Below are 20,603 nucleotides of genomic sequence, written 5' to 3' on the forward strand. Positions count from 1 at the left end.
AGAGCGTGCTACATGATCCAGGTGTCTCGGGGTCCCTGGGCCATGATGGTGAACATGCCTGGGCCATGGTCGCGAACAACGACAGCCGCCTATCCGCCCGGAACATGCGCGGCTCAAGGAGCACTCTTGCTGCTCATGGACGATGGCGCCATTCCCTCTGCCATGACCGAGCAATGGTTCAGCAGCGGCGGCAGCAAGACTCAAGCAGCCATCCAATTCGTCGACGCCCGCTCGGGTACTCGCGAGGTCAAGGTGGAGAAGTTCAAACCGGGGCAGACGGTGCCGCCGTGCAGGGCGTGCGAGCTCATCGTACCGCTGCCCGTCTGTAATGGAGGCAAGGACGCATGCGAGCACAAGACCTAGAGCCCGAGATGGAGGCGCTGTTGTTGCGCCTCGTGCCCGATCTCGAGCGTCAGTGGGAAGGCGCAACCCAGGACGAGATCGACCGGATCGAGGCGATCGCTGGCCGTCCCCTGCCGCCGTTCTACTGCTGGTTCCTCATACGCATGGGGCACAGCATGGGCTCGATCGCGTATCCTCGCCTCGACTTCTCGGCGCCGAAGGTGCTGTCGTGCTATGCAGGGGATTGTTTAGCCCGAATCCTCGGTTCTTGATGATTGGACACGAGTCCGACGAGGGCATGCCGCTGCACGTGCTCTACGATTTCGAGTACCCGGCCCGGGACGACGCTCGGGTGATCAAGCGTCATCCGCTGGGTGGAGCAGCCTATGGGCAGTTCGACACGTTTCGAGAGATGATAGCCTGGGGCAAGACCAACGCGTGGGGTGTCAAGGCGCACCCCCAGCGTTGCGTCGGCATGTTCAAGGACACGGGCGGCAATGTGTGCTCGCACCTCGACCCCGTGATGGAGAGTCTAGGATTCGAGATGCCAGTGGCGACGGGTCCTCGCTGTGCCATCTATCTTCGCGCCGATGCAGCCATGATCACCTCGGCATCGGTCGACAACGAGCCCAAGCGTCATTTCTTTCGCCTCGGTGGCACCGGGCAAGGCCCGCTGCGCCGGATCCTCGGCGAGATCGTCACCACCACCTCGCTGGAACTCGAGATCGACGAGTGGGATCCGCCGCTCTGACCGGATCCCGCGCCGTCCGCACCTGCAGGAGGCCAAGCAATCAGCAGGAACCGCGGAAGCGGATCTCGATGTCCCAAAACGGACCCACAGTCCCCTTCCCTCCGAGCGGCGGACCGCCGAAACGACCCTCGGAGCATCTCGAACCGCTGCGGCGCAGGGCTTGGAGATACCCCAGGACATCCAGAGCCCAACGCCACAAGCTCTCAAGATACCCCGGGCTATCTCCAAACCCCATGCCACAGGCTCTCGAGATGCCCCGGGGTATCTCCAAGCCCTGCGCCGCAGCGGTTCGAGATGCCTTGGGACATCTCGAACCCTCGCTCCCGCGCCTCGCCCATCGCCCATCACCGTCCCACCCGCACCGTCACCTCGCACTACCCCCTTCCCCTCCCCCCGTCCTCCGACTCATTTCCCTCGCCGGCACGTTTTTCGCGATCGATCGACCGCCCGATCCCACTCACCCGTTCGTGCTCGTCAACCGCATCGACCCCACCCCCTACGTTCGTCCTCCTCGCATCGCCGCCGACTCCGGGCTGAGCCTCGCCAAGATGCTCCTGATGATGATCCCCAACAAGCCGGGGCCGGGTGTGCTGATGGCCGCCAAGCTGCTCACCGAGTCGGTGACCACGCTCGAGACCGTCTGGAACGGTCAAGGCAAGCCCAAGGCATCTCGTGATGTGCGGCCGGCCGACTGGCGCGTCGATCGAGCCTGGGGCGCGGTGCATGCCCGCCTCACGGCGTGGGGCATCTTCCCCGACGACGATCCCGATCGCCAGACCTCCGCCGCACTGACCGAGCGCCTGTTCCCGACGGGGCTCGACTTCCTCACGCTGTCGTATCCGGCCGAGCACGCACAGAGCGAGCGTCGCCTGCAGATCATCGAGGCCGAGGGCCTGCGCGACGATCTCGATCACCTCGTGGGCGAGTCGTTCATCGACGAGCTGCTCGAGGCCCATGCTGCCTATGGCGAGGCGCTCGGCATCACCAAGCCCGCCGAGGCGCCAGAGGCCAAGGAGTTGCTCGTCGAGCCCCTGCGCGAGCTCGGCGAAGCCATCGTGACCTACTCGCTCCAGATCATCGCCTTCGCGGCGCTCTCGCCCGACAACCTCGCGCCGGCCAAGCGGGCGCTGCTTCCAATCGACCAGTTCCGCGCCGCCGCGAGCCGGCGCAATGCCGCGGGCAGCACGGACGACTCCACCCTACCCGAGGGCGCGCCTGCCCCCGACGCACCGATGCCCGCGCTGCCGGAGTAGCTCTCTGCCGAGCCGTTCCCGCTCGCTCGGATCAGATGGCCAGCTCGCACATGACCTGCAAGAGCACATTGGCGCCAGCCTCGAGGTCGGCCGGGTCGGTGTGCTCGGCCACGTCGTAGGCGCAGCCAATTCGACGCAGACGTACTTCGCCAGGCCCCTTGATTCCACCGACCCCCGCGACTGGCAAGCGGGCGTGCGATCGATATGATCGCCCCGTGATGCGCATCGCGGGGGGACGGAGCCTTGGACCGTGGGTGATGGTGGCCGTCGTCGGCTGTGCCGAGCCACCGGCGGGGACCGATCCCTCGTCCACCGGGAGCACCACCGAGGCCTCGTCGAGCGACGGAGCCGACGGCACGGCGGCCGAGCCACCGCCCACCGCGTGCTCGGAGCCCACCGACGTGGTCGGCGCGCCCCGGACGATCGGCGAGGCGGTGGCCTTCATCGAGCAGCTGCCGCGGCCCTTGACCCTCGACTGCTTCCTCGAGCGCCTCGAGCGGCCGCTGGCCATCAACGCCACGTTCAGCACGGTGAGCCTGCAGCCGGCGGTGGGCTCCGCCAGCCCGCGGGTGTTCCTCTTCATCGACGACCTCATCCTCTCGGTCGCGGTGGCCGGTGACGGGCGTCAGCTGCTCGAGTTCGGCGAGCTGGTCTCGCAGACCCAGTCGATCAAGGGGGAGCTGGAGTTCCCGATCGAGGGGCCGCTGGCCACCGTCGACGCCATGGAGCGGGTCCTCGACGCCACGGGCACCAAGTGCCGGCTGTGCCACGGCTCGGAGACCCCCTCGGACGCCTACGCGATGGCCTTCGTCTCCGACGCCCTGCGCTTTCGCGAGGACGTCGAGCGGGTGTCGCTGCCGGACCTGCGGGCCGAGTACGAGGCCTGCGATCCCGCGGCCGAGCCCGAGCGCTGCGCCCGGCTCGACGCGCTCTTCGCCTTCGGCGAGGTGGTGGACGCGGAGTTCCCTCCCGAGCTGCAGACGATCTACGACTACGAGTAGCGCGGGGCGCTGCCGGAGCCGTCGCGCGCGGCCGAGCCGCTGCCGCTGCTCGCTCAGGTGGCCAGCTCGCACATGACCTGCAAGAGCACATTGGCGCCGGCCTCGAGGTCGGCCGGGTCGGTGTGCTCGGCCACGTTGTGGCTGATGCCACGCACGCTGGGCACGAAGATCATCGCCGCCGGACAGATCCGCGCGAGCATCTGGGCGTCGTGACCGGCCCCGCTGGGCATGCGGCGGGTGGTGTGTCCCAGGCGCAAGGCCGTGGCCTCGATCCGGTCGACCAGCTCGGGTTCGAAGCTCACGGGCTCGAAGCGAGCCAGCGAGCGGTGGGCCACCGTGACTCCTTCTTGCTCGGCGAGGGCACGCACGTGGGCGTGCAGCCGGGCCTCGGCCTGCTGCAGCACGGCCTCGTCGGTGTTGCGCAGATCGACGGTGAAGACCGCCCGGTTGGGGATCACGTTGACGAGATCGGGATGCAGCCGCAGCGAGCCCACGGTGGCGATCTGATCGCCGCCGAGCTCGAGCGCCATGGTCCGCACGTACTGGATCAACGAGCCGGCCACCCACCCCGCGTCATGGCGCAGGCGCAGCGGCGTGGTGCCCGCGTGGTTGCTGATGCCGGTGACCGTGAATTCCGTCCACGAGATCCCCTGCACGCCCTCGACCACCCCGATGGTGACCCCTTCTTCCTCGAGCACGGGGCCCTGCTCGACGTGCAGCTCGACGAAGGCGTGCACGGCCATCGGCGGGGACGCGCCGGCGTAGCCGATCGCATCGAGCGCCTCGCCGACCGACTTGCCGTCGATGCCCACCACCGCCCGCGCCTGCCGCAGCGGCAGCGCCCCCACGAAGTAGAGGCTGCCCATCATGTCCGGGGCGAAGCGAGCGCCCTCCTCGTTGGTGAAGAAGCCGACGGCCAGCGAGCGGCGGGGGCGAACGCCCGCCCGCTGCAGGGTCTCGATCACCTCGAGCCCCGCGAGCACCCCGAGGTTGCCGTCGTAGAGTCCTCCGGTGCGCACCGTGTCGATGTGCGACCCGGTCATCACGGGCGGCCCCGGCTCGGTTCCCGGCCACACGCCCACCACGTTGCCGAGGGGATCGACGCCGACCTCCAGGCCGAGCTCCTCCATCCATCCTCGCACGCGATCGCGGCCGCGACGATCCTCCTCGGTGAGCGCGAGGCGACAGACGCCGCCCCCTGGCAGGGCCCCCACCTGCCCCAGCGAGCGAATGCGGTCGAGCAGGCGCGACGGGTCGATGCGAAGGTCGGCGGACATGGGGTCGGCGGCGGGCGAGCACGATACCCCGGGCCACGGCTGCGCTACAGTCCCTCGTCACTGCCCTCCCATGGCCCGCAACAAGCCTGCGTCCGACGTCCCCGTGCACCGCGGCTCCATCGTTCCCGCCGAGCTGTCCACCCGCGTGCGGGAGATCCACCGGCGCCTGCGGCGGGCGCAGCCCAGCCCCAAGGTCGAGCTCGACCACGAGGACGCGTGGCAGCTGCTGGTCGCCACGATCCTGGCGGCCCGATCCAACGATCGACTGATCAATCGCATCACCCCCGAGCTGTTCGCCCGCTGGCCCACGCCCGCCGCGCTGGCCCGCGCGCCCCAGGCCGCGGTCGAGAAGGTGGTGCAGCGCTCGGGCTTCTTTCGGGTCAAGGCCAAGATGATCCGCCAGACCGCCCAGGCGGTGGAGGAGCGGTTCGGTGGCGAGGTCCCCGCGACCATGGAGGCGCTGTGCTCGCTGCCCGGAGTGGCGCGCAAGACCGCCAACGTGGTGCTCGCGTCGGTGTTCCGCGTCGGCCAGGGGATCATCGTGGACCTGCACGTGATCCGGCTGTGCAAGCGCCTGGGGATCACGTCCGACGAGGACCCGGTGCGCATCGAGGCGCTCCTGTGCGCGCTGTTTCCCCGCGCATCGTGGGTCGACGTGGGGCATCGACTGGTGCTGCACGGCCGGCACGTGTGCACCGCCCGCAAGCCTCGGTGCGCGCGCTGCCCCCTGGCCGAGCTGTGCCCCAGCGCCTCCGAGGAACCCGCCGGGAGGTGGACCGAGCGCGCCGACTGGGAGCGCGTGCTCACCGAGTCGCGCGGCCAGATCGACCCGACCGAGCGCTGATCCACCACGGGCGGGGCCCATGGGCATCGACGAGGTGAGGAAGGTCAGATCGACCGATCTCCGAACCTCCCGTGGTCCCGCACCCGCTCCGGGCACGCCTGCGAGCAGCCTGCTAGCATGCCCCGCCGTGGCGAGCCTCCCCCCAGCCGGCTCCGGGTCGGGCTCGGGCTCCGATTCGGGCGAAGACGGGCCCTCCGAGCTGGTCCTGGCCTCGCAGAGCCCCCGGTCGCTGCCGCGTCGCGCGAGCCTGCGCCGCCCCGAGCTACGGGCTGCCCTGGCCCTGGAGGAGGCCGGCGAGCTGCAGGAGGCCGCCCGGGTGCTGGAGCACACCGGTGAGCACGCCCAGGCCGCCCTGCTGCGCATGGAGCATGCGCGCACCGTTCCCGACGTGGGCGAGCGCATCGACGTGCTCCGCGAGGGCTGTGCCCGCAACCCGGGCGACACGGAGGAGGGCCGCGCCCTTCACCTGGAGCTCGGTCGGGCCCTGCTCGACCGGGCGATCGAGGAGCCCGACCCGTCCCGTCGCCGCGCCCTCGAGCTCGAGGCGGCCCGGGGCTTCGAAGAGGCCGACGAAGGCGGCCAGGCCGGCGAGCTCTACGAGCGCCTGGGCCTGCTCGACCGGGCGGCGCGGGCCTACGAGCGCGCCGGCGAGATCGTCAAGCTCGAGCTGGTGCTCGAGGTGCTCGAGCGCCACGAGCAGGCCGAGGCCGAGGTCGTGCGGATCGAGGCCGAGGTCGACCGCGCGCTGGAGGACGGTCGCCGCCGGCAGGCCCACGTGCTGCTGCTCGAGCACGCGGCCACCCGCGAGCGGCTCGGTACCAGCAGCCGCCCCGGCCTCGCGCGCCGCCTCGCCGCCCTCGAGGCCGCGCGCCCTCGACCGTCCCGGATCGAGCTGCAATGGAACGGGCGAGTGACCACCATCAGCGGCCACCCTCGCTTCTTGATCGGACGCGCGCCCGATGCCCACCTGACCGTGCCCGGCGCCCGGCTCTCGCGCCACCACGTCGAGCTGTCGGTCGACGCCACCGATCCCGACGGGCCCCGCCTGATGGCCGTCGACCTCGGCAGCAAGGTGGGCACCTTCTGGGATGGCGAGCCGCTCGAGCCGGGCGAGCCCGTGCCGCTGCAGACCGCGGGCGAGCTGGGCCTGGGCGCGAGCGCCACCGTGGACGTGGTGCCGCTGCGGGGCCACGAGGGCGAGCCCTGCGGGGCGTTGCTTCGTTCGGGCCAACGCCCGGCCTGGCACCTGTTCCTGCCCCAGGGCGGGCCGCTCGTGCTCGCCCCCGAGGTTCGGGTCCCCGCCCGGGTGCTGTTCGACCGCGGCTGGGTGGTGCTCGACCTCCGCAGCGGCGTGCTCGCCGACCTCCACCGCCATCGCCTCCCCGCGGGCGCGGTGGTCGAGCTGCTCGTGGGCGATCGACTGTCGCTGGTGGGCGTCCCCCTCGCGCTCGAGGTGCTGTCATGACCGCCCAGTGGGCGCTGGCGCTGGCCGGCGACGTCGACGACGCCCCGCTGCATGGGGTGCTCGACGAGGTCGTGGCCCGCTTCTCCGACGGTGCGGCCCGGCCCGACGAGCTGCCCGCGCTCGCACGCTTCGCCGATGACCTGCGCGCCCGCGCTCCGCTGCCCGCGCTCGAGGCCCAGCTGCGCACGCTCAGCCATGCCGGCTACCTGCGCGGCTCGCTTACGGTGATCGCGGGGGCACTGCGCAGCGATCCCACGCCCGAGCTGGCCCTGGTGCTCGCCCGCGAGCTGCTCGACGCGCTCGATCCCTCGCTCGGCGTGCGCCTTTGTCGGGCCGTGCTCGCCCGACCCGAGGTCCAGGCCAGCGATCGGCGCCTCGACGGCGCGTTCGTGGCCGCCAACCTGCTGCTGGGCGACGCCTTGCTCGAGGGCGGCGACCCCGGGGCTGCGCTGCGCCACTTCGAAGCCGTGCTCTCGGTCGACGTGGACCATCCGCGGGCGCTGCGGGGCTGGGGGAGCTCGGTGCGCGCGCTCGAGGCCAAGGGCCTGACCGCCGAGCACCGCAGCCGCGGCCTGGCTCTTCTGGACGGGCTCGACGAGCTCGAGCTGCGCCATGCGTTCGGCGCCGAGCGCTACGATCTCGGGCGCCCGCTGGGCCGAGGCCGCCACGCCGTGGTCTACGAGGCCTACGACCGCCACGTGGGCCGCGACGTCGCCATCAAGCGCCTGCTGCAGCCCGATGCCCGCCGCAGCGAGGTCCCCGAGCGCGTGCTCGAGGCCCGGTTCTTTGCCGAGGCCCGCACCCTGGCCCGCGTGCGCAGCCCCCACGTGGTCGCGCTCTACGATGTGCAGCCGCGGCACCGCTTCATTGCGCTCGAGCTGTGCCGGGGCGGCAACCTGCGGCTGGCCCTGCGTCGCGGCCTGTGCACCGCCGACGATCTGCCGCGCATCGCCGAGCAGCTTCGCGCCGCGCTGGCCGCCGTGCACGCGGCCGGTGCGGTGCATCGCGACATCAAGCCGGCCAACATCCTCGTGCGAGAGCGCCGCCGTGGCTCCCCGGTGGCGCTCGCCGACTTCGGGCTGGCCGTGGGCCACGACCCGAACCGTGCGGCCACCAACGCAGGCACCCTGCGCTACCTCGCCCCCGAGCTGCGCGGCACCGCGACCCTCGCGGGACCCGGCGCCCCCCGCAGCGCGCGAGCGACTCCTGCGTCCGATCGCTTCAGCGCCGGCGTGGTGCTGCTCGAGCTGGCTCAGAGCCCGATGCCCTTGCCCGATGCGCTCGATCGCATCGACGCCGACCTCGACGCTCGTGCGCTGGTGCCCGACACCTTGCCCGCTCCCTGGCCAACGACCCTGCGAGCGCTGCTATCCCCCCATCCGGAGGAGCGTCAGTGGTGAACCCTCGTCCCCGACTCGCGTTGCTGACCCAGCCGCTCGCGTTGCCGACTCGGCCGCTCGCGCTTTGGGCCGTGCTCGCGGCCTCGGGCTGCGAGGAGGTCCCCCGCACGTACAGCACCCGAGCCGAGGACGGCGTGGTGCTGTTTCGCGACGACTTCGAGCGCGACGAGCTCGGCCCCGACTGGCACGTCACCGGTCCCGGCGCCAGCCTCGAGCGAGGCGTGCTCGTGATCGAGGACCTCCACAACCATCCCCTGTGGCTGACGCACCCCTTGCCCGACGACGTTCGGGTGGAATTCGATGCCAGGGCCACCACCGAGGAGGGCGACATCAAGGTCGAGCTGTGCGGCGACGGCAAGAGCCGGGCCACGTCGATGAACTACGTCGCCACGGGCTACGTGGTGATCTTCGGGGGCTGGAACAACACCCTCAACGCCATCGTCCGCAACAACGAACACGGGCGCCAGCGCGAGACGAGCAGCGAGCCCAAGGTCGAGCCCGGCCAGCGCTACCACTTCTCGATCACGCGCAGCGGCAACGAGCTGCGCTGGGAGATCGATGGCCGCGAGGTGCTGTCCTACGAGGACGACGCACCCCTTCGCGGGCCTGGCCACGATCACTTCGCCTTCAGCGGGTGGGAGGCTCAGACCCACTTCGACAACCTCGTCATCGAAGCGCTCTAGCCATGCCCTCCGCCCCCGCTCCCAGCGAGCCGACATCCAGCCGCCCCCCAGGGGGGCTTGGCCCCGTCCTAGCCAGGATCCGTAGTGTCGCTGCCCCTTCCCCATAGCTTCGGGCGCTATCGCCTGACCCGCCTCATCGGTGAGGGCGGCATGGCCGAGATCTATCAGGCGTCCGTGCGCGTCGCCGAGGGTCTCGAGAAGAAGGTGGTCGTCAAGAAGATCCGCAAGGAGCTGGTCGATCAGCACGAGTTCACCCGGATGTTCGTCGAGGAGGCGAAGATCGCCCTGTCGCTCAATCACGCCAACATCGTGCAGGTCTTCGACTTCGGCCAGGAGCGCGGCGACTTCTACCTGGCCATGGAGATGGTCGAGGGCGTGGATCTGATGCGCCTGCTGCACGCGGTGCGGGCCGCCGAGCGCACCGTGCCCCCCGTGATCACGGCCTACGTCGGCCATCAGATCGCGGCGGGCCTCGCCTACGCCCACCGCAAGACCGACGACTACGGCCGCGCCCTGGGCATCGTCCACCGCGACGTCAGCCCTCACAACGTGATGGTGAGCTTCGAGGGTCAGGTCAAGATCCTCGACTTCGGGATCGCCCGCACCAAGGCACGCACGCTCGAGCAGCTCGAGGCCGCGGCCCGCTCCATGGAGGAAACGATCAAGGGCAAGATCGCGTACATGTCGCCCGAGCAAGCCCGCGGGCGGCCCCTCGATCAGCGCTCCGACGTGTACTCGCTGGGGGTGTGCCTGCACGAGCTGCTCACCGGACAGCTGCTGTTCCGGCACCAGGATCGCCTCAAGGCCCTGCACCTGGTGCGCAGCAACCCCGTGCCCGATCTACGAGAGGTGGCTCCCGATGTGCCGCAGGCCCTGGTCGCCATCGTCGAGCGTGCGCTGGCCCGCGACCCCAACGACCGCTACCAGAGCGCCCGTGCCCTCCAGAGCGACCTGGCGGAGTTCCTCCATCGCTCCGATCCCGTGGTCGACGACGACGTGCTCAGCAGCTTCGTGATGCGTCACTTCCGGCCCGATCCGCCCACGGCCGCCGCCATCACCCACGCACCGCTCGACGCGGGCAGCCTCGTCGATGCCCAGCACACCGAGTATCCCGTGCGCGCCAGCCGGGAATCGCAGCGCGTGGTCGTGGTGTGGGTCGCCCTCGAGGTCCCCCCGGCCGACGGCACGGGCCGCCCTCGGCACGACGCCGAGGCGTTCCTGAGCCTGGCCCGCGACGTGGCGTTCAAGCGCGAGGCCCTGGTGCTGCGCGCCGACCCGGACGCGGTGGTGCTGGCCTTCGGGGCCCTGCTGCGCACCGGAGGCGACGCCGAGCGGGCCCTGCGAGCGGCCCTGGCCCTGCGCGACGACGCCAGCGAGGCCGCCCCCGGGCTGCGACTCTCGTTCCTCGTCGCCAACGCCCCCACCGTGGTGCAGCGCGACGATCGAGGCTCGGTGCGGGTCGAGCTACGCCGCGGCGTGTCCCGCCAGCTCGGCGCCATCGCCCGGCGGCACCTCGACGGCCCGATCATGGTCTCGGGCAACCTGGTCGACTTGCTGTGCGAGACCTGGCGCTTTGGCGACTCCTCGTTCATCGAGCCGCCCGAGGACGGCACCGGCAGCGCACGCCTGGCGGACCACGAGCTGGCCCACGTGGCTCCGCTGCTCGGCCCCGCCACCCAGCCGCCGCAGCATCCGCTGGGTCCTCCGGGCGTCCGCGCGATGCTGGTGGGCCGCGAGCTGCCGCTCAAGACCCTTCGCGATGCATTCTCCGAGGCGATCCGCTCACGGCGCTCCGGGGCCATCTTGGTGGTCGGCGAGCCCGGTCTGGGCAAGCGCGCGCTGGTGGAGCGCTTCGTGGCCTCGCTGCCTCGCACCGCGTGCTGGGTGCTGCGTGCCACCGGGAGCTGGTCGCGCCGCAACGCGCCCATGGGGGTGTTCCTCGACCTCTTGGCCCGGTTCCTCGAGATCGAGCACCACACCCCCACCACCGTCATCGTGGAGCGCCTCCACCGGCTCGGCGTGCGCGAGGCCGACGTGCTGGGACGCACCCTCGCCACCTCTCTGGGTCTCCACGACGCCGAGCCTCCCGGGATCTCCCCTCGCACCCGGCGCGACCGACTCTGGCGACTGGTCCGACGCTTGATCATCGGCCTGGCACAGATGCGGCCAGTGCTCGTGATCATCGAGAACCTGCAGTTCCACGACGAGCAGAGCCTGGGGCTGCTGCGCGAGTGGATCCAGGCCCGCCAGCCATGGCCGGTGCTGGGCGTGGCCACCGGGCGACCGGGCAACCGCCGCGTCGAGCAGGTGCGTCGCGAGCCCGCCATCACCGAGATCCGGCTGCGCGAGCTCGATGCCCAGGCCCGCCGCGACCTGCTGATGCGACGCTTCGAGGATCCCGCCGCCGCGCAGCCCCTGGTGGAGTCGATCCTCGCTCGCACCGGAGGCAACCCGCTGTTCATCGAGCAGACCCTCGCCTCGCTCATCGAGCGCGGCGTGGTCGCGTGGAATGCCCAGGGGCGCCACTTGCTGGTGCGCCAGCCGGGCGCCACGGTGGAGCTGCCCCGCTCGATCGAGGCCGCGCTCGGGGAGCGTCTCGAGGAGCTGCCGCCGCGCGATCGCGAGGTGCTCCAGGGCGCCGCGGTGCTGGGGCGACACTTTCGCGGCATCGAGCTGCCGTCGCTGCTCGGGCGCCCCGTCGACGATGCGCTGCCGCTGCTGCTGCGCAAGGGACTGCTCGAGCGCATCGAGGGCGCACGCGCGGGCTCGGAGGACCACCGCTTCACCACCGTGAGCCTTCACGAGGTCTGCAAGGCCTCGCTCTCGCTCGGTCAGGCCGAGCGCCTCCACGGTCGAGCCGCCGAGCTACGTCGCGCGCGCGCCGACTACGCCCCCGAGCGCGACGCCGGCCCGATCGCCGAGCACCTGATGGCCGCGGGCCGCGTCGCCGAGGCGGTCGAGCCGGCCCTGCGCGCGGCCGAGGACGCCTACGAGGTCGATGGCAACGTCGAGGCCCACTACTACTACTCGCTGGCCCTGCGCGCGCTGTCCGAGGACGATCCTCGCCGCTTCGAGGCCCTGCTTCGCCGCGAGCGGATCCTCCGCGCCTGGGGTCGCCGCAGGGCCCAGGTCGCCGACATCCGCGATCTGCTGCGCTGCGCCGAGCAGCGCGGCGAGCCGGTCCCGCTGGCGATCGCCTCCATGAGGCTGCTGCGCTTCTACCTCGAGGTCGGGCGCCCGCATGCCGCCGAGCGCCTGCTGCCGCGCGTGGAGGGGGCCGTGGCCGCCGTCCCCGATCCCGCCCCGTTCCTCGCCGTGACCGCCGAGCTCCGCAGCGAGCTGGCCTTTGCGCAAGGGCGCTTCGACCACGCCGAGCAGCATGCGCTCGACGGCCTGTCCCACTGCGGCGAGGACGTCCGCGGCCTGCGTCAGCGAGCCCGCCTCATGCTCCGCCTGGGCCAGGTCAAGGCCAGCACGGGCTGCTTCGACGCGGCCCGCCGCGCCTACGAGGACGCCCTGGCCCTCGCCCGGCGGATCGACAACCCGAGGCTCGAGGCCAACCTGCTGAACGCCCTCGGCGAGGTCGCCGGACGCAGCACGCACTACCAGGAGGCCCTCGACTACTTCAAGGCATCGCTGCAGATCGATCGCGAGCTCGGCGATCGCTTCACCACCGGTCGCAAGCTGGCCAACCTCGGCATGGCCTACGGGGCCATCGGACTCCACCGTCGGGCCGAGCGCTACCTTCGCAAGGCGCTCGAGTTGCACGAGGCGGTCGGCCACCCCGGTGAGTGGGGCGACGTGGTGGTGGCGCTGGGCGAGGTGGTGGCATCGCTGGGTGATCTCGACGCGGCCCGTTCCCTGCTCGAGGATGCGGCCGAGATGGCGCATCGTCGCGAGGACGTGCGGACCGAGCTGCGGGCCCGTGGCCGGCTCGCCGCCGTGCTGCTCGAGCAGGGCCGCGAGTCCGACCGTCCCACCGCGCGCACGATGGCCGAGCAGGTGCTCGAGTCCGCCCGCAGCCGGGGCCTTCGGACCGCCCGACGCCGGGCCCTGGCCGTGCTGGCCCGGCTCGCCGAGGAATCGGGCGAGCTCGACACCGCCATCGAGCACGAGCGCGAGGCGGTGATGCTGGTCCGGGCGGGGGCCGATCCCATCGACGGAGTGCGCTCGATCCACCACCTGGGGCGCCTGCTGGCCGCCGCCGGCAAGCCGGACGAGGGCGTGCCCCTGCTGCGCGAAGCGGCCACGATGCTGCGCGCCCGCCTCGACGATCTACGCGACGAGGAGCTTCGCCGCGGCTACCTGGACCAGCCCGATGCACGCCGGATCCTGGTCGACGGCGCAGGCGGAGAGGCCGATCCCCCGCGCTCCGAACTCCCTCGGCCCGGGACGCCGTGAGCGCCGCGCCGCTTGGGCTATGCTACGGCTCGTACGATCGTCGTGCCCCCACGCCTCCACCGCCTTCCGTCCTGCCGCGCGTTGCTCGGGCTCGCGCTCGCCTCGTGCTGCGGCCTCGTGTCTGGCTGTGCGGGCGCGGGCACGTTGGTCGCCGAGGATGGCGACCACCGCCTGACCGCGCGCGATCCCGACGGTGGCGTCACCGTGGTCCTCACCAGCGGCGTATGGGAGGGTCGCCCTGCCTCGCTGCCCCAGGAGTGGACGGTGCTCCACGTGCTCGTCGCCAACCTCGGCAAGGACCCGATCCTGCTCGCGCCCGGCGACCTCGAGCTCGAGGACGACCGAGGCTTCTCCTACGAGCTGTTCGACGTGGGGGCCGCGTTCGTGCTGGCCGATCCGCAGGCGTCGATCGAGGCCTATGGCCGCATCCATCCCGAGGAAGGGCTTCGCAACTACGACCCCGGAGGCCCGGTGGAGTTCGAGCCCATCATCGCCCCGGGTGAGGTCGGTGCACGGGCGCTGCCCTGGGGCGTGCTCGAGCCGGGCACCCAGATGCGGGGGTTCCTCTACTTCGAGCCCGTGGAATCCACCGCCAACCGAGCCACGCTCACCTGGCACGTGACTCGCCCCGATCACTCCGCCGTGGTCGACCTGCAGTTCCCGCTGTGGGTCTCACGAGACGGCTGAGTCCTCTGCACCGCGCCCGATGATCGGGCTCGGGCATCGCAAACCAATCGGGCTCGGGCATCGCAAACCAAACGAAGAAGGGGGCCGCCCCCTTGGGCAGCCCCCCTCGCCGTCATGCGTGAGCCCGCATCAGGCCGGCAGCGCGCAGGCGCCGACGTCCTCGTATCCGGGAGGAGCCGAGCCCTCCTCGTACCACGGCTGGCAGGTCTGACCGCCCGCCTGGCCCGAGCACTGCGCATCGCCGGTCGGATCGGTGAGGTCGCAGACCTCGGTGCAGCAACCGGCCGCACCCTCGCAGGCCTCGCCCGGAGGCACCGCCCCGGCGCCCAGGCAGATGAGGCCGGGGTCGCACACGTTGATGAACTCGCACGGGTCACCGTAGACGCCGCTCTCGCCCGAGGCATCGGGCGCGCAGCTCCACGCGTCCTGGATCGGGTAGCAAGCCTGGCCCTCGGCACAGTCCTGCAGGATGGGATCGCAGTTGGGCAGACACAGCACGATCGCACCGTCGTTGGCGATGGCACAGCTGGTGTCCGGGTCCTCGCAGATCGGGTTGGACTCGTCGCCAGTGCACATCGCGACGCAGGTACCCACGTTGGTCTCGGGGTCCACGTCCCAGCACATCGAGCCCAGATCGCAGTCGTCGATGCCCGAGGTGCCCGAGCCCTCGACCGTACACTCGTCGCCGGGCTGACCCGGGTTCATGGCGATCGGCGAGCACCGGGTGGCATTCCACGCGCTGCCGCCGTCGTTCGCCCACGGCATGCACTTCTCGCCGGGCGGGCAGTCCTGCGCAAAGATGTCGCACTCGAAGCTGACGCCACCGCCATCGGGCTCGACCAGGAAGATCACACCCGAGGTCGCGGGCTCGCCGGAGCTCCCGTCCATCATGCCCGAGCCATCGCTGGTCATGGGATTGGTCGGGTCGACGGTGATCCCCGAGGTCATCGTCAGGTTGCCGGTCTCCCCCGAGTCGTTCTGATTCGTGGTGTTCGGCGATGACGTGTTCGTGCCTTCGTCACCATCCGGGGTTCCGCACGCGGAAAGCGCGAGTCCCGCAGACACCAACATGGACCATACGATTTTCTTGTTCATGCTCTTTTTCGTCCCTTGGGTCGGTCGACTCGCCCAAACGCCTTGGCCCCGCTCATCCCGCGGAGGGCGCCGAGTCGGAAGTTTTGTCAGCTTGTCGCGCATCCCCAACGCGACTTGTCATGTGGTCTCGAGGAGAATCTCCCAAAACCTACGGGGCTGCAAGAGGATCCTATCGGTCGAATTTCTGCCATCCAGCTACGTGGGGCTTCACATGCTGGTGGTCTATGCCAGAAATCCAAGCAATTTTGAGCATCTGCGCGGTTTCACGTCGACCGGGGGTTCGACTTGCTCCAACTCACGAACCATTCTTGTGCAAACTCACAGTTCGGTCCACGCCGAGGCGATCTTGACTGACACTCCATGACGGTCATCGGGGTCGCGCAGCCCGCGGGCCGCGAATGAAGAGGGGAGCCACCCGAAGATGGCTCCCCTCGCCCATGACCTTCGATCCGCGTCAGGCCGGCAGGGCGCAGACGCCCACGTCCTCGTAGCCGGGCGGCACCGACATGGGGTCGTACCACGCCTGGCAGGTCTGGCCGCCCGCCTGACCCGAGCACTGCGCATCGCCGGTTGGATCGGTCACGTCGCAGACCTCGGTGCAGCATCCGGCGGCTCCCTCGCAGGCCTCGCCCGGAGGCACCGCCGCCGCGCCGAGGCACACGAGCCCGGGATCGCACACGTTGATGAACTCGCACGGATCGCCGTAGGCCCCCATCTCGCCCGAGGCATCGGGACCGCAGACCCAGTCTTCGGCCACCGGGTAGCAGGCGTTGCCCATCGGGCAATCCTGAAGCAGGGGATCGCACACGGGGAGGCACAGCACGATCGCGCCATCGTTGGCGATCGAGCACGTGGTGTCCGGGTCCTCGCAGATCGGGTTGGCCTCGTCACCGGTACACATGGCCACGCAGGTCCCCATGTTGGTCTCGGGGTCCACGTCCCAGCACTGCGCCCCGAGATCGCAATCGTCGATCCCGGACACGGCCGAGCCCTCCACCGCGCAGTCGTCGCCCGGCTGTCCCGGGTTCATGGCGACCGGTGAGCACCGGGTGGCGTTCCAGGTGCCACCATCGTTGCTCCACGGCATGCACTTCTCCCCGGGTGGGCAGTCCTGCGCAAAGATGTCGCACTCGAAGCTGATCCCGCCGCCGTCGGGCTCCACGAGGAAGACGACGCCCGACTCACCGTCGGCGCCGGTGCTGCCCTCCATCATGCCCGAGCCCTCGCTGGTCATGGCGTTGGTCGGGTCGATGGTGATCCCCGACGTCATCGTCACCATGCTGGTGCCGCCCGTGTCGGCGTCGTCGTTGGTCGTGTTCGGCGACGAGGTGGACGTCATCTGATCGTTGTCGGGAGTCCCGCACGCGGCCAGCCACAGGCTCGTGCCCAGCAGGGCACGCCAGGTCATCGTCATCGTCTTCATCGGTTCGCTCCTCGGGTCGGCACGGGAGACGCCAGGGCGCTCCGCATGGCAGAAGAATCGTTCCCTCGAAGAATCTGCCAAAGCTCCTGTGAAAGCAAGAGCTTTCCGAGCTATGCGAAGCTTGTGGTCAACGCCAGGAGTTGACGGCTGGATCGGCGCTACAGGATGTGCCGCGACAGATCCTGGTCCTGGAGGAGCGAGTCCACGCGCTCGTGCACGTAGGCGGCGGTGATGCGGATCTCGCGGGTTCCCAGCTCGCTGGCCTCGAACGACAGCTCCTCGAGCACCCGCTCCATCACCGTGTGCAGCCTTCGGGCCCCGATGTTCTCGAGCGATGCATTGGCGCGCCAGGCTGCGTCGGCCAGGGCATCGATCGCCGCCTCGTCGAATTCGAGCGCCACGCCCTCGGTGTGGAGCAGCGCCGCGTACTGCTTGAGCAGCGAGTTGTCGGGCTCTCGCAGGATGCGAACGAAGTCCTTGGCATCGAGCGACTCGAGCTCCACCCGGATCGGGAAGCGCCCCTGCAGCTCGGGGATGAGGTCGCTGACCTTGGCCAGGTGGAACGCGCCCGCCGCGATGAACAGCACGTGGTCGGTCTTGACGGGCCCGTACTTGGTGGCCACGGTCGTCCCCTCGACCAGCGGCAGCAGGTCGCGCTGCACCCCTTCGCGCGACACGTCACCGCCCCGCACGTTCTCGCGGCTGCAGATCTTGTCGATCTCGTCGAGGAACACGACCCCGAGCTGCTCGGTGCGGCGCACCGCCTCGCGCGTCATCGCCTCGCGATCGACCAGCTTCTCGGCCTCTTGGTCCACCAGCACCCGCATGGCCTCCGAGACCGGCAGCTTGCGCTTGTGCTTGCGGCGGCCGAGCTTGCCCAGGAGATCCTGGAGCTGCTGGCCCATCGTCTCGCCCATGGGCAGGCCGGGCACCAGCTGCAGACCGCTCGACTCCTCGACCTCCACCTCGACCTCGCGCTCGTCGAGCTTGCCCCCGCGCAGCAGCTCGCGCAGCTTCTCGCGGGTGGCCGAGGCCGTACGCGAGGGCTCGCCGGCCCGGTCGGTGTAGCTGCGCTCGCCCCCGGGCAGCAGCAGATCGAGCAGGCGCTCCTCGGCCTGGGTGCGGGCCTGCGGGCGCACGTCCTTCTCCATCTCGGACCGCACCAGGCTCACCCCCTGCTCCACAAGGTCGCGCACCACCGAGTCGACGTCGCGACCCACGTAGCCCACCTCGGTGAACTTGCTGACCTCGACCTTCACGAACGGCGCGCCCGAGAGCTTGGCCAGCCGCCGAGCGATCTCGGTCTTCCCCACCCCGGTGGGACCCACCATGATGATGTTCTTGGGCGAGATTTCCTCGCGCATGTGCTCCTCGACCATCTGTCGCCGCCAGCGATTGCGCATGGCGATCGCCACCGCGCGCTTGGCCTTGTTCTGGCCGATCACGTAGCGGTCGAGCTCGTCGACCACCATGCGAGGGGTGAGGTTGCGGATCTCGACGCCGGCCATCACGAGCCTCCCTTGGCCGTGGCGTCCGACGGCGCGGCGGGCAATTCCACGATGGTGTGGTGCAGGTTGGTGAACACGCAGATCTCGCCCGCGATCCGCAGGCTCTCCGCGGCCACCGTGCGCGCGTCGAGCTCGGTGTGGCGCAACAACGACCGGGCGGCCGCCAGCGCAAAGTTGCCCCCCGAGCCGATCGCCAGCACCCCGTCGTCGGCCTCGATCACGTCGCCGGTGCCCGACAGCAACAGCGAGCGCTCGGCGTTGGCGACGATCATCAGGGCCTCGAGCCGACGATAGCGGCGGTCCATCCGCCAGTCCTTGGCCAGCTCCACGCAGGCGCGAGTGAAGTTGCCCCCCACCGCCTCGAGCTTGGCCTCGAGCAGCTCGAACAGGGTCAAGCCATCGGCGGCCGAGCCGGCAAAGCCCCCCAGCACGGTCCCCCCCGCGATGGTGCGAACCTTGTGGGCGCTGGCCTTCATGATGGTGTTGCCCATCGAGACCTGGCCGTCGGCCCCCAGAGCCACCTTCGTCCCCCGGCGCACGCACACCACGGTGGTGGAGCGGATGCGGGGCCAGTTCGGGTGATCCGTGCCAGCGTGGACGCCTGCGGCGTCCGAGGGGCCTTGTGTTGCGTCGTCGGACATCGCCGGGAGTATAGGCCGGGTTTGGGGACCTTCCGACAGGCCGGCGGATACGGCGCAAGGACCCTGCCACGAGGACGGGCGCCGTCCGGTACCCTTGCCCGTCGATGCCGCTACGCGAGCGCTACTCCCGGGGCCTGCACGAGATCGCCGACGGCGTGTGGGCCTGGCTGCAGCCCGACGGCTCGTGGGGCCTGTCCAACGCCGGCCTCGTGGTCGACGGCGAGGCCTCGATGCTCGTCGACACGCTCTTCGACGTGCCGCTGACCCAGGCCATGCTCGATGCCATGCGGCGGGCCACCAGGGCCGCGGACGCGCTCGACGTGGTGGTCAACACCCACGCCAACGGCGATCACTGCTGGGGCAATCAGCTGTGCGAGGGCTCGCGGATCGTGGCCTCGCGACGCGCGGCGCAGGAGATGCTGCGGCTGGACCCCAAGCTGGTGGCCAAGCTCGCCAAGGTCAGCCAGCTCGGCGTGCGGACCGGCGCGCTCGGACGGCGACTGGGCGCGCTGCTGTCACGGGTGGGGGTCCGCAAGCTCGGCGCGGTGCTCGAGGGCAGCGATCTGCTCGCGCGCGCGTTCGGCCGCTTCGACTTCGGCAGCGTTCGGCTCACGCCCCCCACCGAGACCTTCGACGAGCACCTTCAGCTGAGGGTGGGCGACACCGCGGTCGATCTCCACGAGGTCGGGCCCGCCCACACCACCAGCGACGTGATCGTGCACGTGGACAGCCGCGGCGTGGTGTTCACCGGCGACATCCTGTTCGTCGACGCACATCCCATCGTGTGGGAAGGACCGGTGTCGAACTGGATCGCGGCGTGTGATCGGATCCTCGAGGCGAACGCCACGGTGATCGTGCCGGGGCACGGACCGCTGGCCGAGGCGAGCGACGTTCGGCGCACCCAGACCTACCTGCGCTACCTCTACGACGAGGCCAAGGCCCGCCACGCCGCGGGCATGAGCGCCACCGAGGCGGCGCGAGACATCTCCTTGCAGGACTTCCGCGACTGGCGAGAGGCCGAGCGCGTGGTGGTCAACGTGCGCTCGATCTACCGCGAGCTGTCCGGAGGCGGGCCCGCCGGCGACGAGGTGGTCGAGCTGTTCGCGCTGATGGCCGCGCATGCCCGCGAGCACGCGGGCTGACGGCGCCCGAGGACCCGGCCGGGCGCCGAATCCTGCTAGATTCCCCGCACCGTCGCATGACCGGCCCGCAATCCGTCAACACCCTCGTGGGCTACCAGCCCGTCTCCGCTCCTCCTCGCCTGGGGGTGTTGGTGTCGGGACGTGGCTCGAACCTGCGAGCGCTCGTCGACGCGTACTCGCGGGGCGTCCTCCCGGCGCCGGTGGCCGTGGTCGTCTCCAACCGGGCCGACGCGGGGGCGCTCGAGTACGCCCGCGACAAGGGCATCCCCACCGCCGTCGTCTCTCGCAAGACCCACGAGGATCCCGGCGCGGCCCTGCTCGCGTGCCTCTACGAGCACGAGGTCGACGTGGTCGTGCTCGCGGGCTACCTCGCCAAGCTCGATCCACGGGTGGTGCTGGCCTACACCGATCGCGCCATCAACATCCATCCGGCTCCCCTGCCCCGCTTCGGCGGCAAGGGCATGTACGGCGAGCACGTGCACCGGGCGGTGCTGCAGGCCGGCGTCCCGCTCTCGGGGCCCACCGTGCACCGCGTGAGCAACGAGTACGACGAGGGCGAGATCCTGGCGCACCAGCCGGTTCCCGTGCTCCCGGGCGACGACCCGCACACGCTCGCGGCCCGCGTGCTGAAGGCCGAGCACGACCTCTTGTGGCGGGTGATTCGCAACCGGTTCTGCCCTGCCACGTAGC

19 protein-coding genes are annotated in these 20,603 nt (G+C 70.7%); 13 read left to right on the forward strand and 6 right to left on the reverse strand.

Annotation, left to right across the window (positions count from 1 at the left end):
- The first annotated feature begins 162 nt into the window (after positions 1-162).
- From OEB96_RS16905 to OEB96_RS16920, 4 genes are all read left to right on the forward strand, one after another.
- Positions 163-363 carry a hypothetical protein gene (locus OEB96_RS16905; protein ID WP_266216989.1) on the forward strand — a complete coding sequence of 67 codons (201 nt, stop codon included), beginning with the start codon at positions 163-165 and terminating at the stop codon, positions 361-363.
- Between the two features lie 8 nt (positions 364-371).
- A complete protein-coding gene (locus OEB96_RS16910) occupies positions 372-614 on the forward strand; it encodes a hypothetical protein (RefSeq protein ID WP_266216991.1) in 243 nt (80 codons plus the stop codon).
- Positions 614-1,093 (forward strand): hypothetical protein, encoded by a 480-nt coding sequence (locus OEB96_RS16915; RefSeq protein WP_266216992.1) that lies wholly within the window; start codon positions 614-616, stop codon positions 1,091-1,093. Before OEB96_RS16910 ends, OEB96_RS16915 begins: the two co-directional genes overlap by 1 nt.
- Positions 1,094-1,560: 467 nt before the next feature.
- On the forward strand, positions 1,561-2,346 hold the full coding sequence (locus OEB96_RS16920) for a hypothetical protein (RefSeq protein ID WP_266216994.1): 786 nt from the start codon (positions 1,561-1,563) through the stop codon (positions 2,344-2,346).
- 31 nt (positions 2,347-2,377) lie between these two features.
- Here OEB96_RS16920 and OEB96_RS16925 read toward each other — a convergent pair whose 3' ends face one another.
- Complete coding sequence (locus OEB96_RS16925; protein ID WP_266216995.1) at positions 2,378-2,533, reverse strand: hypothetical protein; 156 nt, start codon at positions 2,531-2,533, stop codon at positions 2,378-2,380.
- Between the two features lie 28 nt (positions 2,534-2,561).
- On the opposite strand from OEB96_RS16925, the gene OEB96_RS16930 reads away from it, so the two are divergent.
- Positions 2,562-3,347, forward strand: a complete 786-nt coding sequence (locus OEB96_RS16930) for a hypothetical protein (protein ID WP_266216997.1) — start codon at positions 2,562-2,564, stop codon at positions 3,345-3,347.
- A gap of 53 nt (positions 3,348-3,400) precedes the next feature.
- Here the strand turns inward: OEB96_RS16930 and OEB96_RS16935 are convergent, their stop codons facing one another.
- Entirely contained in the window at positions 3,401-4,624 is a 1,224-nt protein-coding gene (locus OEB96_RS16935) for a Zn-dependent hydrolase (protein ID WP_266216998.1), read from the reverse strand.
- Positions 4,625-4,694: 70 nt separating this feature from the next.
- On the opposite strand from OEB96_RS16935, the gene nth reads away from it, so the two are divergent.
- The 6 genes from nth to OEB96_RS16965 all read left to right on the forward strand — a co-directional run bounded on the left by nth (position 4,695) and on the right by OEB96_RS16965 (position 14,104).
- A complete protein-coding gene (gene nth / locus OEB96_RS16940; RefSeq protein ID WP_266216999.1) occupies positions 4,695-5,468 on the forward strand; it encodes an endonuclease III in 774 nt (257 codons plus the stop codon).
- Positions 5,469-5,595: 127 nt separating this feature from the next.
- Positions 5,596-6,933 carry an FHA domain-containing protein gene (locus OEB96_RS16945; RefSeq protein WP_266217001.1) on the forward strand — a complete coding sequence of 446 codons (1,338 nt, stop codon included), beginning with the start codon at positions 5,596-5,598 and terminating at the stop codon, positions 6,931-6,933.
- Positions 6,930-8,333 carry a serine/threonine-protein kinase gene (locus OEB96_RS16950; RefSeq protein ID WP_266217003.1) on the forward strand — a complete coding sequence of 468 codons (1,404 nt, stop codon included), beginning with the start codon at positions 6,930-6,932 and terminating at the stop codon, positions 8,331-8,333. The genes OEB96_RS16945 and OEB96_RS16950 overlap by 4 nt, the downstream gene beginning before the upstream one ends.
- On the forward strand, positions 8,330-9,016 hold the full coding sequence (locus OEB96_RS16955) for a hypothetical protein (protein ID WP_266217005.1): 687 nt from the start codon (positions 8,330-8,332) through the stop codon (positions 9,014-9,016). The genes OEB96_RS16950 and OEB96_RS16955 overlap by 4 nt, the downstream gene beginning before the upstream one ends.
- An 84-nt stretch (positions 9,017-9,100) precedes the next feature.
- Complete coding sequence (locus OEB96_RS16960) at positions 9,101-13,417, forward strand: serine/threonine-protein kinase (protein WP_266217007.1); 4,317 nt, start codon at positions 9,101-9,103, stop codon at positions 13,415-13,417.
- 42 nt (positions 13,418-13,459) lie between these two features.
- The gene (locus OEB96_RS16965; protein ID WP_266217009.1) at positions 13,460-14,104 is read left to right on the forward strand and encodes a hypothetical protein; all 645 of its coding nucleotides are present in this window, start codon (positions 13,460-13,462) and stop codon (positions 14,102-14,104) included.
- 129 nt (positions 14,105-14,233) lie between these two features.
- Here OEB96_RS16965 and OEB96_RS16970 read toward each other — a convergent pair whose 3' ends face one another.
- The 4 genes from OEB96_RS16970 to hslV all read right to left on the reverse strand — a co-directional run bounded on the left by OEB96_RS16970 (position 14,234) and on the right by hslV (position 18,771).
- Positions 14,234-15,169 (reverse strand): ribulose phosphate epimerase, encoded by a 936-nt coding sequence (locus OEB96_RS16970; protein ID WP_266217010.1) that lies wholly within the window; start codon positions 15,167-15,169, stop codon positions 14,234-14,236.
- A gap of 484 nt (positions 15,170-15,653) precedes the next feature.
- A complete protein-coding gene (locus OEB96_RS16975) occupies positions 15,654-16,622 on the reverse strand; it encodes a ribulose phosphate epimerase (RefSeq protein WP_266217011.1) in 969 nt (322 codons plus the stop codon).
- Between the two features lie 158 nt (positions 16,623-16,780).
- Positions 16,781-18,130: an ATP-dependent protease ATPase subunit HslU gene (gene hslU / locus OEB96_RS16980; protein ID WP_266217012.1), complete on the reverse strand. Its 1,350-nt coding sequence runs from the start codon at positions 18,128-18,130 to the stop codon at positions 16,781-16,783.
- On the reverse strand, positions 18,130-18,771 hold the full coding sequence (hslV, locus tag OEB96_RS16985) for an ATP-dependent protease subunit HslV (RefSeq protein ID WP_266217014.1): 642 nt from the start codon (positions 18,769-18,771) through the stop codon (positions 18,130-18,132). The genes hslU and hslV overlap by 1 nt, the downstream gene beginning before the upstream one ends.
- 104 nt (positions 18,772-18,875) lie before the next feature.
- Here hslV and OEB96_RS16990 point away from each other — a divergent pair, with 104 nt between their 5' ends.
- The gene (locus OEB96_RS16990) at positions 18,876-19,913 is read left to right on the forward strand and encodes an MBL fold metallo-hydrolase (protein WP_266217015.1); all 1,038 of its coding nucleotides are present in this window, start codon (positions 18,876-18,878) and stop codon (positions 19,911-19,913) included.
- 56 nt (positions 19,914-19,969) lie between these two features.
- Entirely contained in the window at positions 19,970-20,602 is a 633-nt protein-coding gene (gene purN, locus OEB96_RS16995; RefSeq protein ID WP_266217017.1) for a phosphoribosylglycinamide formyltransferase, read from the forward strand.
- The last annotated feature ends 1 nt before the right edge of the window (position 20,603 follow it).

The organism is Paraliomyxa miuraensis, assembly GCF_026337845.1.
Taxonomy (GTDB): Bacteria; Myxococcota_A; Polyangia; order Nannocystales; family Nannocystaceae; genus Paraliomyxa; species Paraliomyxa miuraensis.

What these genes read in the sequence shown, in the direction of transcription:
- OEB96_RS16905 (WP_266216989.1), top strand. Translation starts at nt 163, where the DNA reads ATGACCGAGCAATGGTTCAGCAGCGGCGGCAGCAAGACTCAAGCAGCC.
- OEB96_RS16910 (WP_266216991.1), top strand. Translation starts at nt 372, where the DNA reads ATGGAGGCGCTGTTGTTGCGCCTCGTGCCCGATCTCGAGCGTCAGTGG.
- OEB96_RS16915 (WP_266216992.1), top strand. Translation starts at nt 614, where the DNA reads ATGATTGGACACGAGTCCGACGAGGGCATGCCGCTGCACGTGCTCTAC.
- OEB96_RS16935 (WP_266216998.1), bottom strand. Translation starts at nt 4,624, where the DNA reads ATGTCCGCCGACCTTCGCATCGACCCGTCGCGCCTGCTCGACCGCATT.
- nth (WP_266216999.1), top strand. Translation starts at nt 4,695, where the DNA reads ATGGCCCGCAACAAGCCTGCGTCCGACGTCCCCGTGCACCGCGGCTCC.
- OEB96_RS16950 (WP_266217003.1), top strand. Translation starts at nt 6,930, where the DNA reads ATGACCGCCCAGTGGGCGCTGGCGCTGGCCGGCGACGTCGACGACGCC.
- OEB96_RS16975 (WP_266217011.1), bottom strand. Translation starts at nt 16,622, where the DNA reads ATGAAGACGATGACGATGACCTGGCGTGCCCTGCTGGGCACGAGCCTG.
- hslU (WP_266217012.1), bottom strand. Translation starts at nt 18,130, where the DNA reads ATGGCCGGCGTCGAGATCCGCAACCTCACCCCTCGCATGGTGGTCGAC.
- hslV (WP_266217014.1), bottom strand. Translation starts at nt 18,771, where the DNA reads ATGTCCGACGACGCAACACAAGGCCCCTCGGACGCCGCAGGCGTCCAC.
- OEB96_RS16990 (WP_266217015.1), top strand. Translation starts at nt 18,876, where the DNA reads ATGCCGCTACGCGAGCGCTACTCCCGGGGCCTGCACGAGATCGCCGAC.
- purN (WP_266217017.1), top strand. Translation starts at nt 19,970, where the DNA reads ATGACCGGCCCGCAATCCGTCAACACCCTCGTGGGCTACCAGCCCGTC.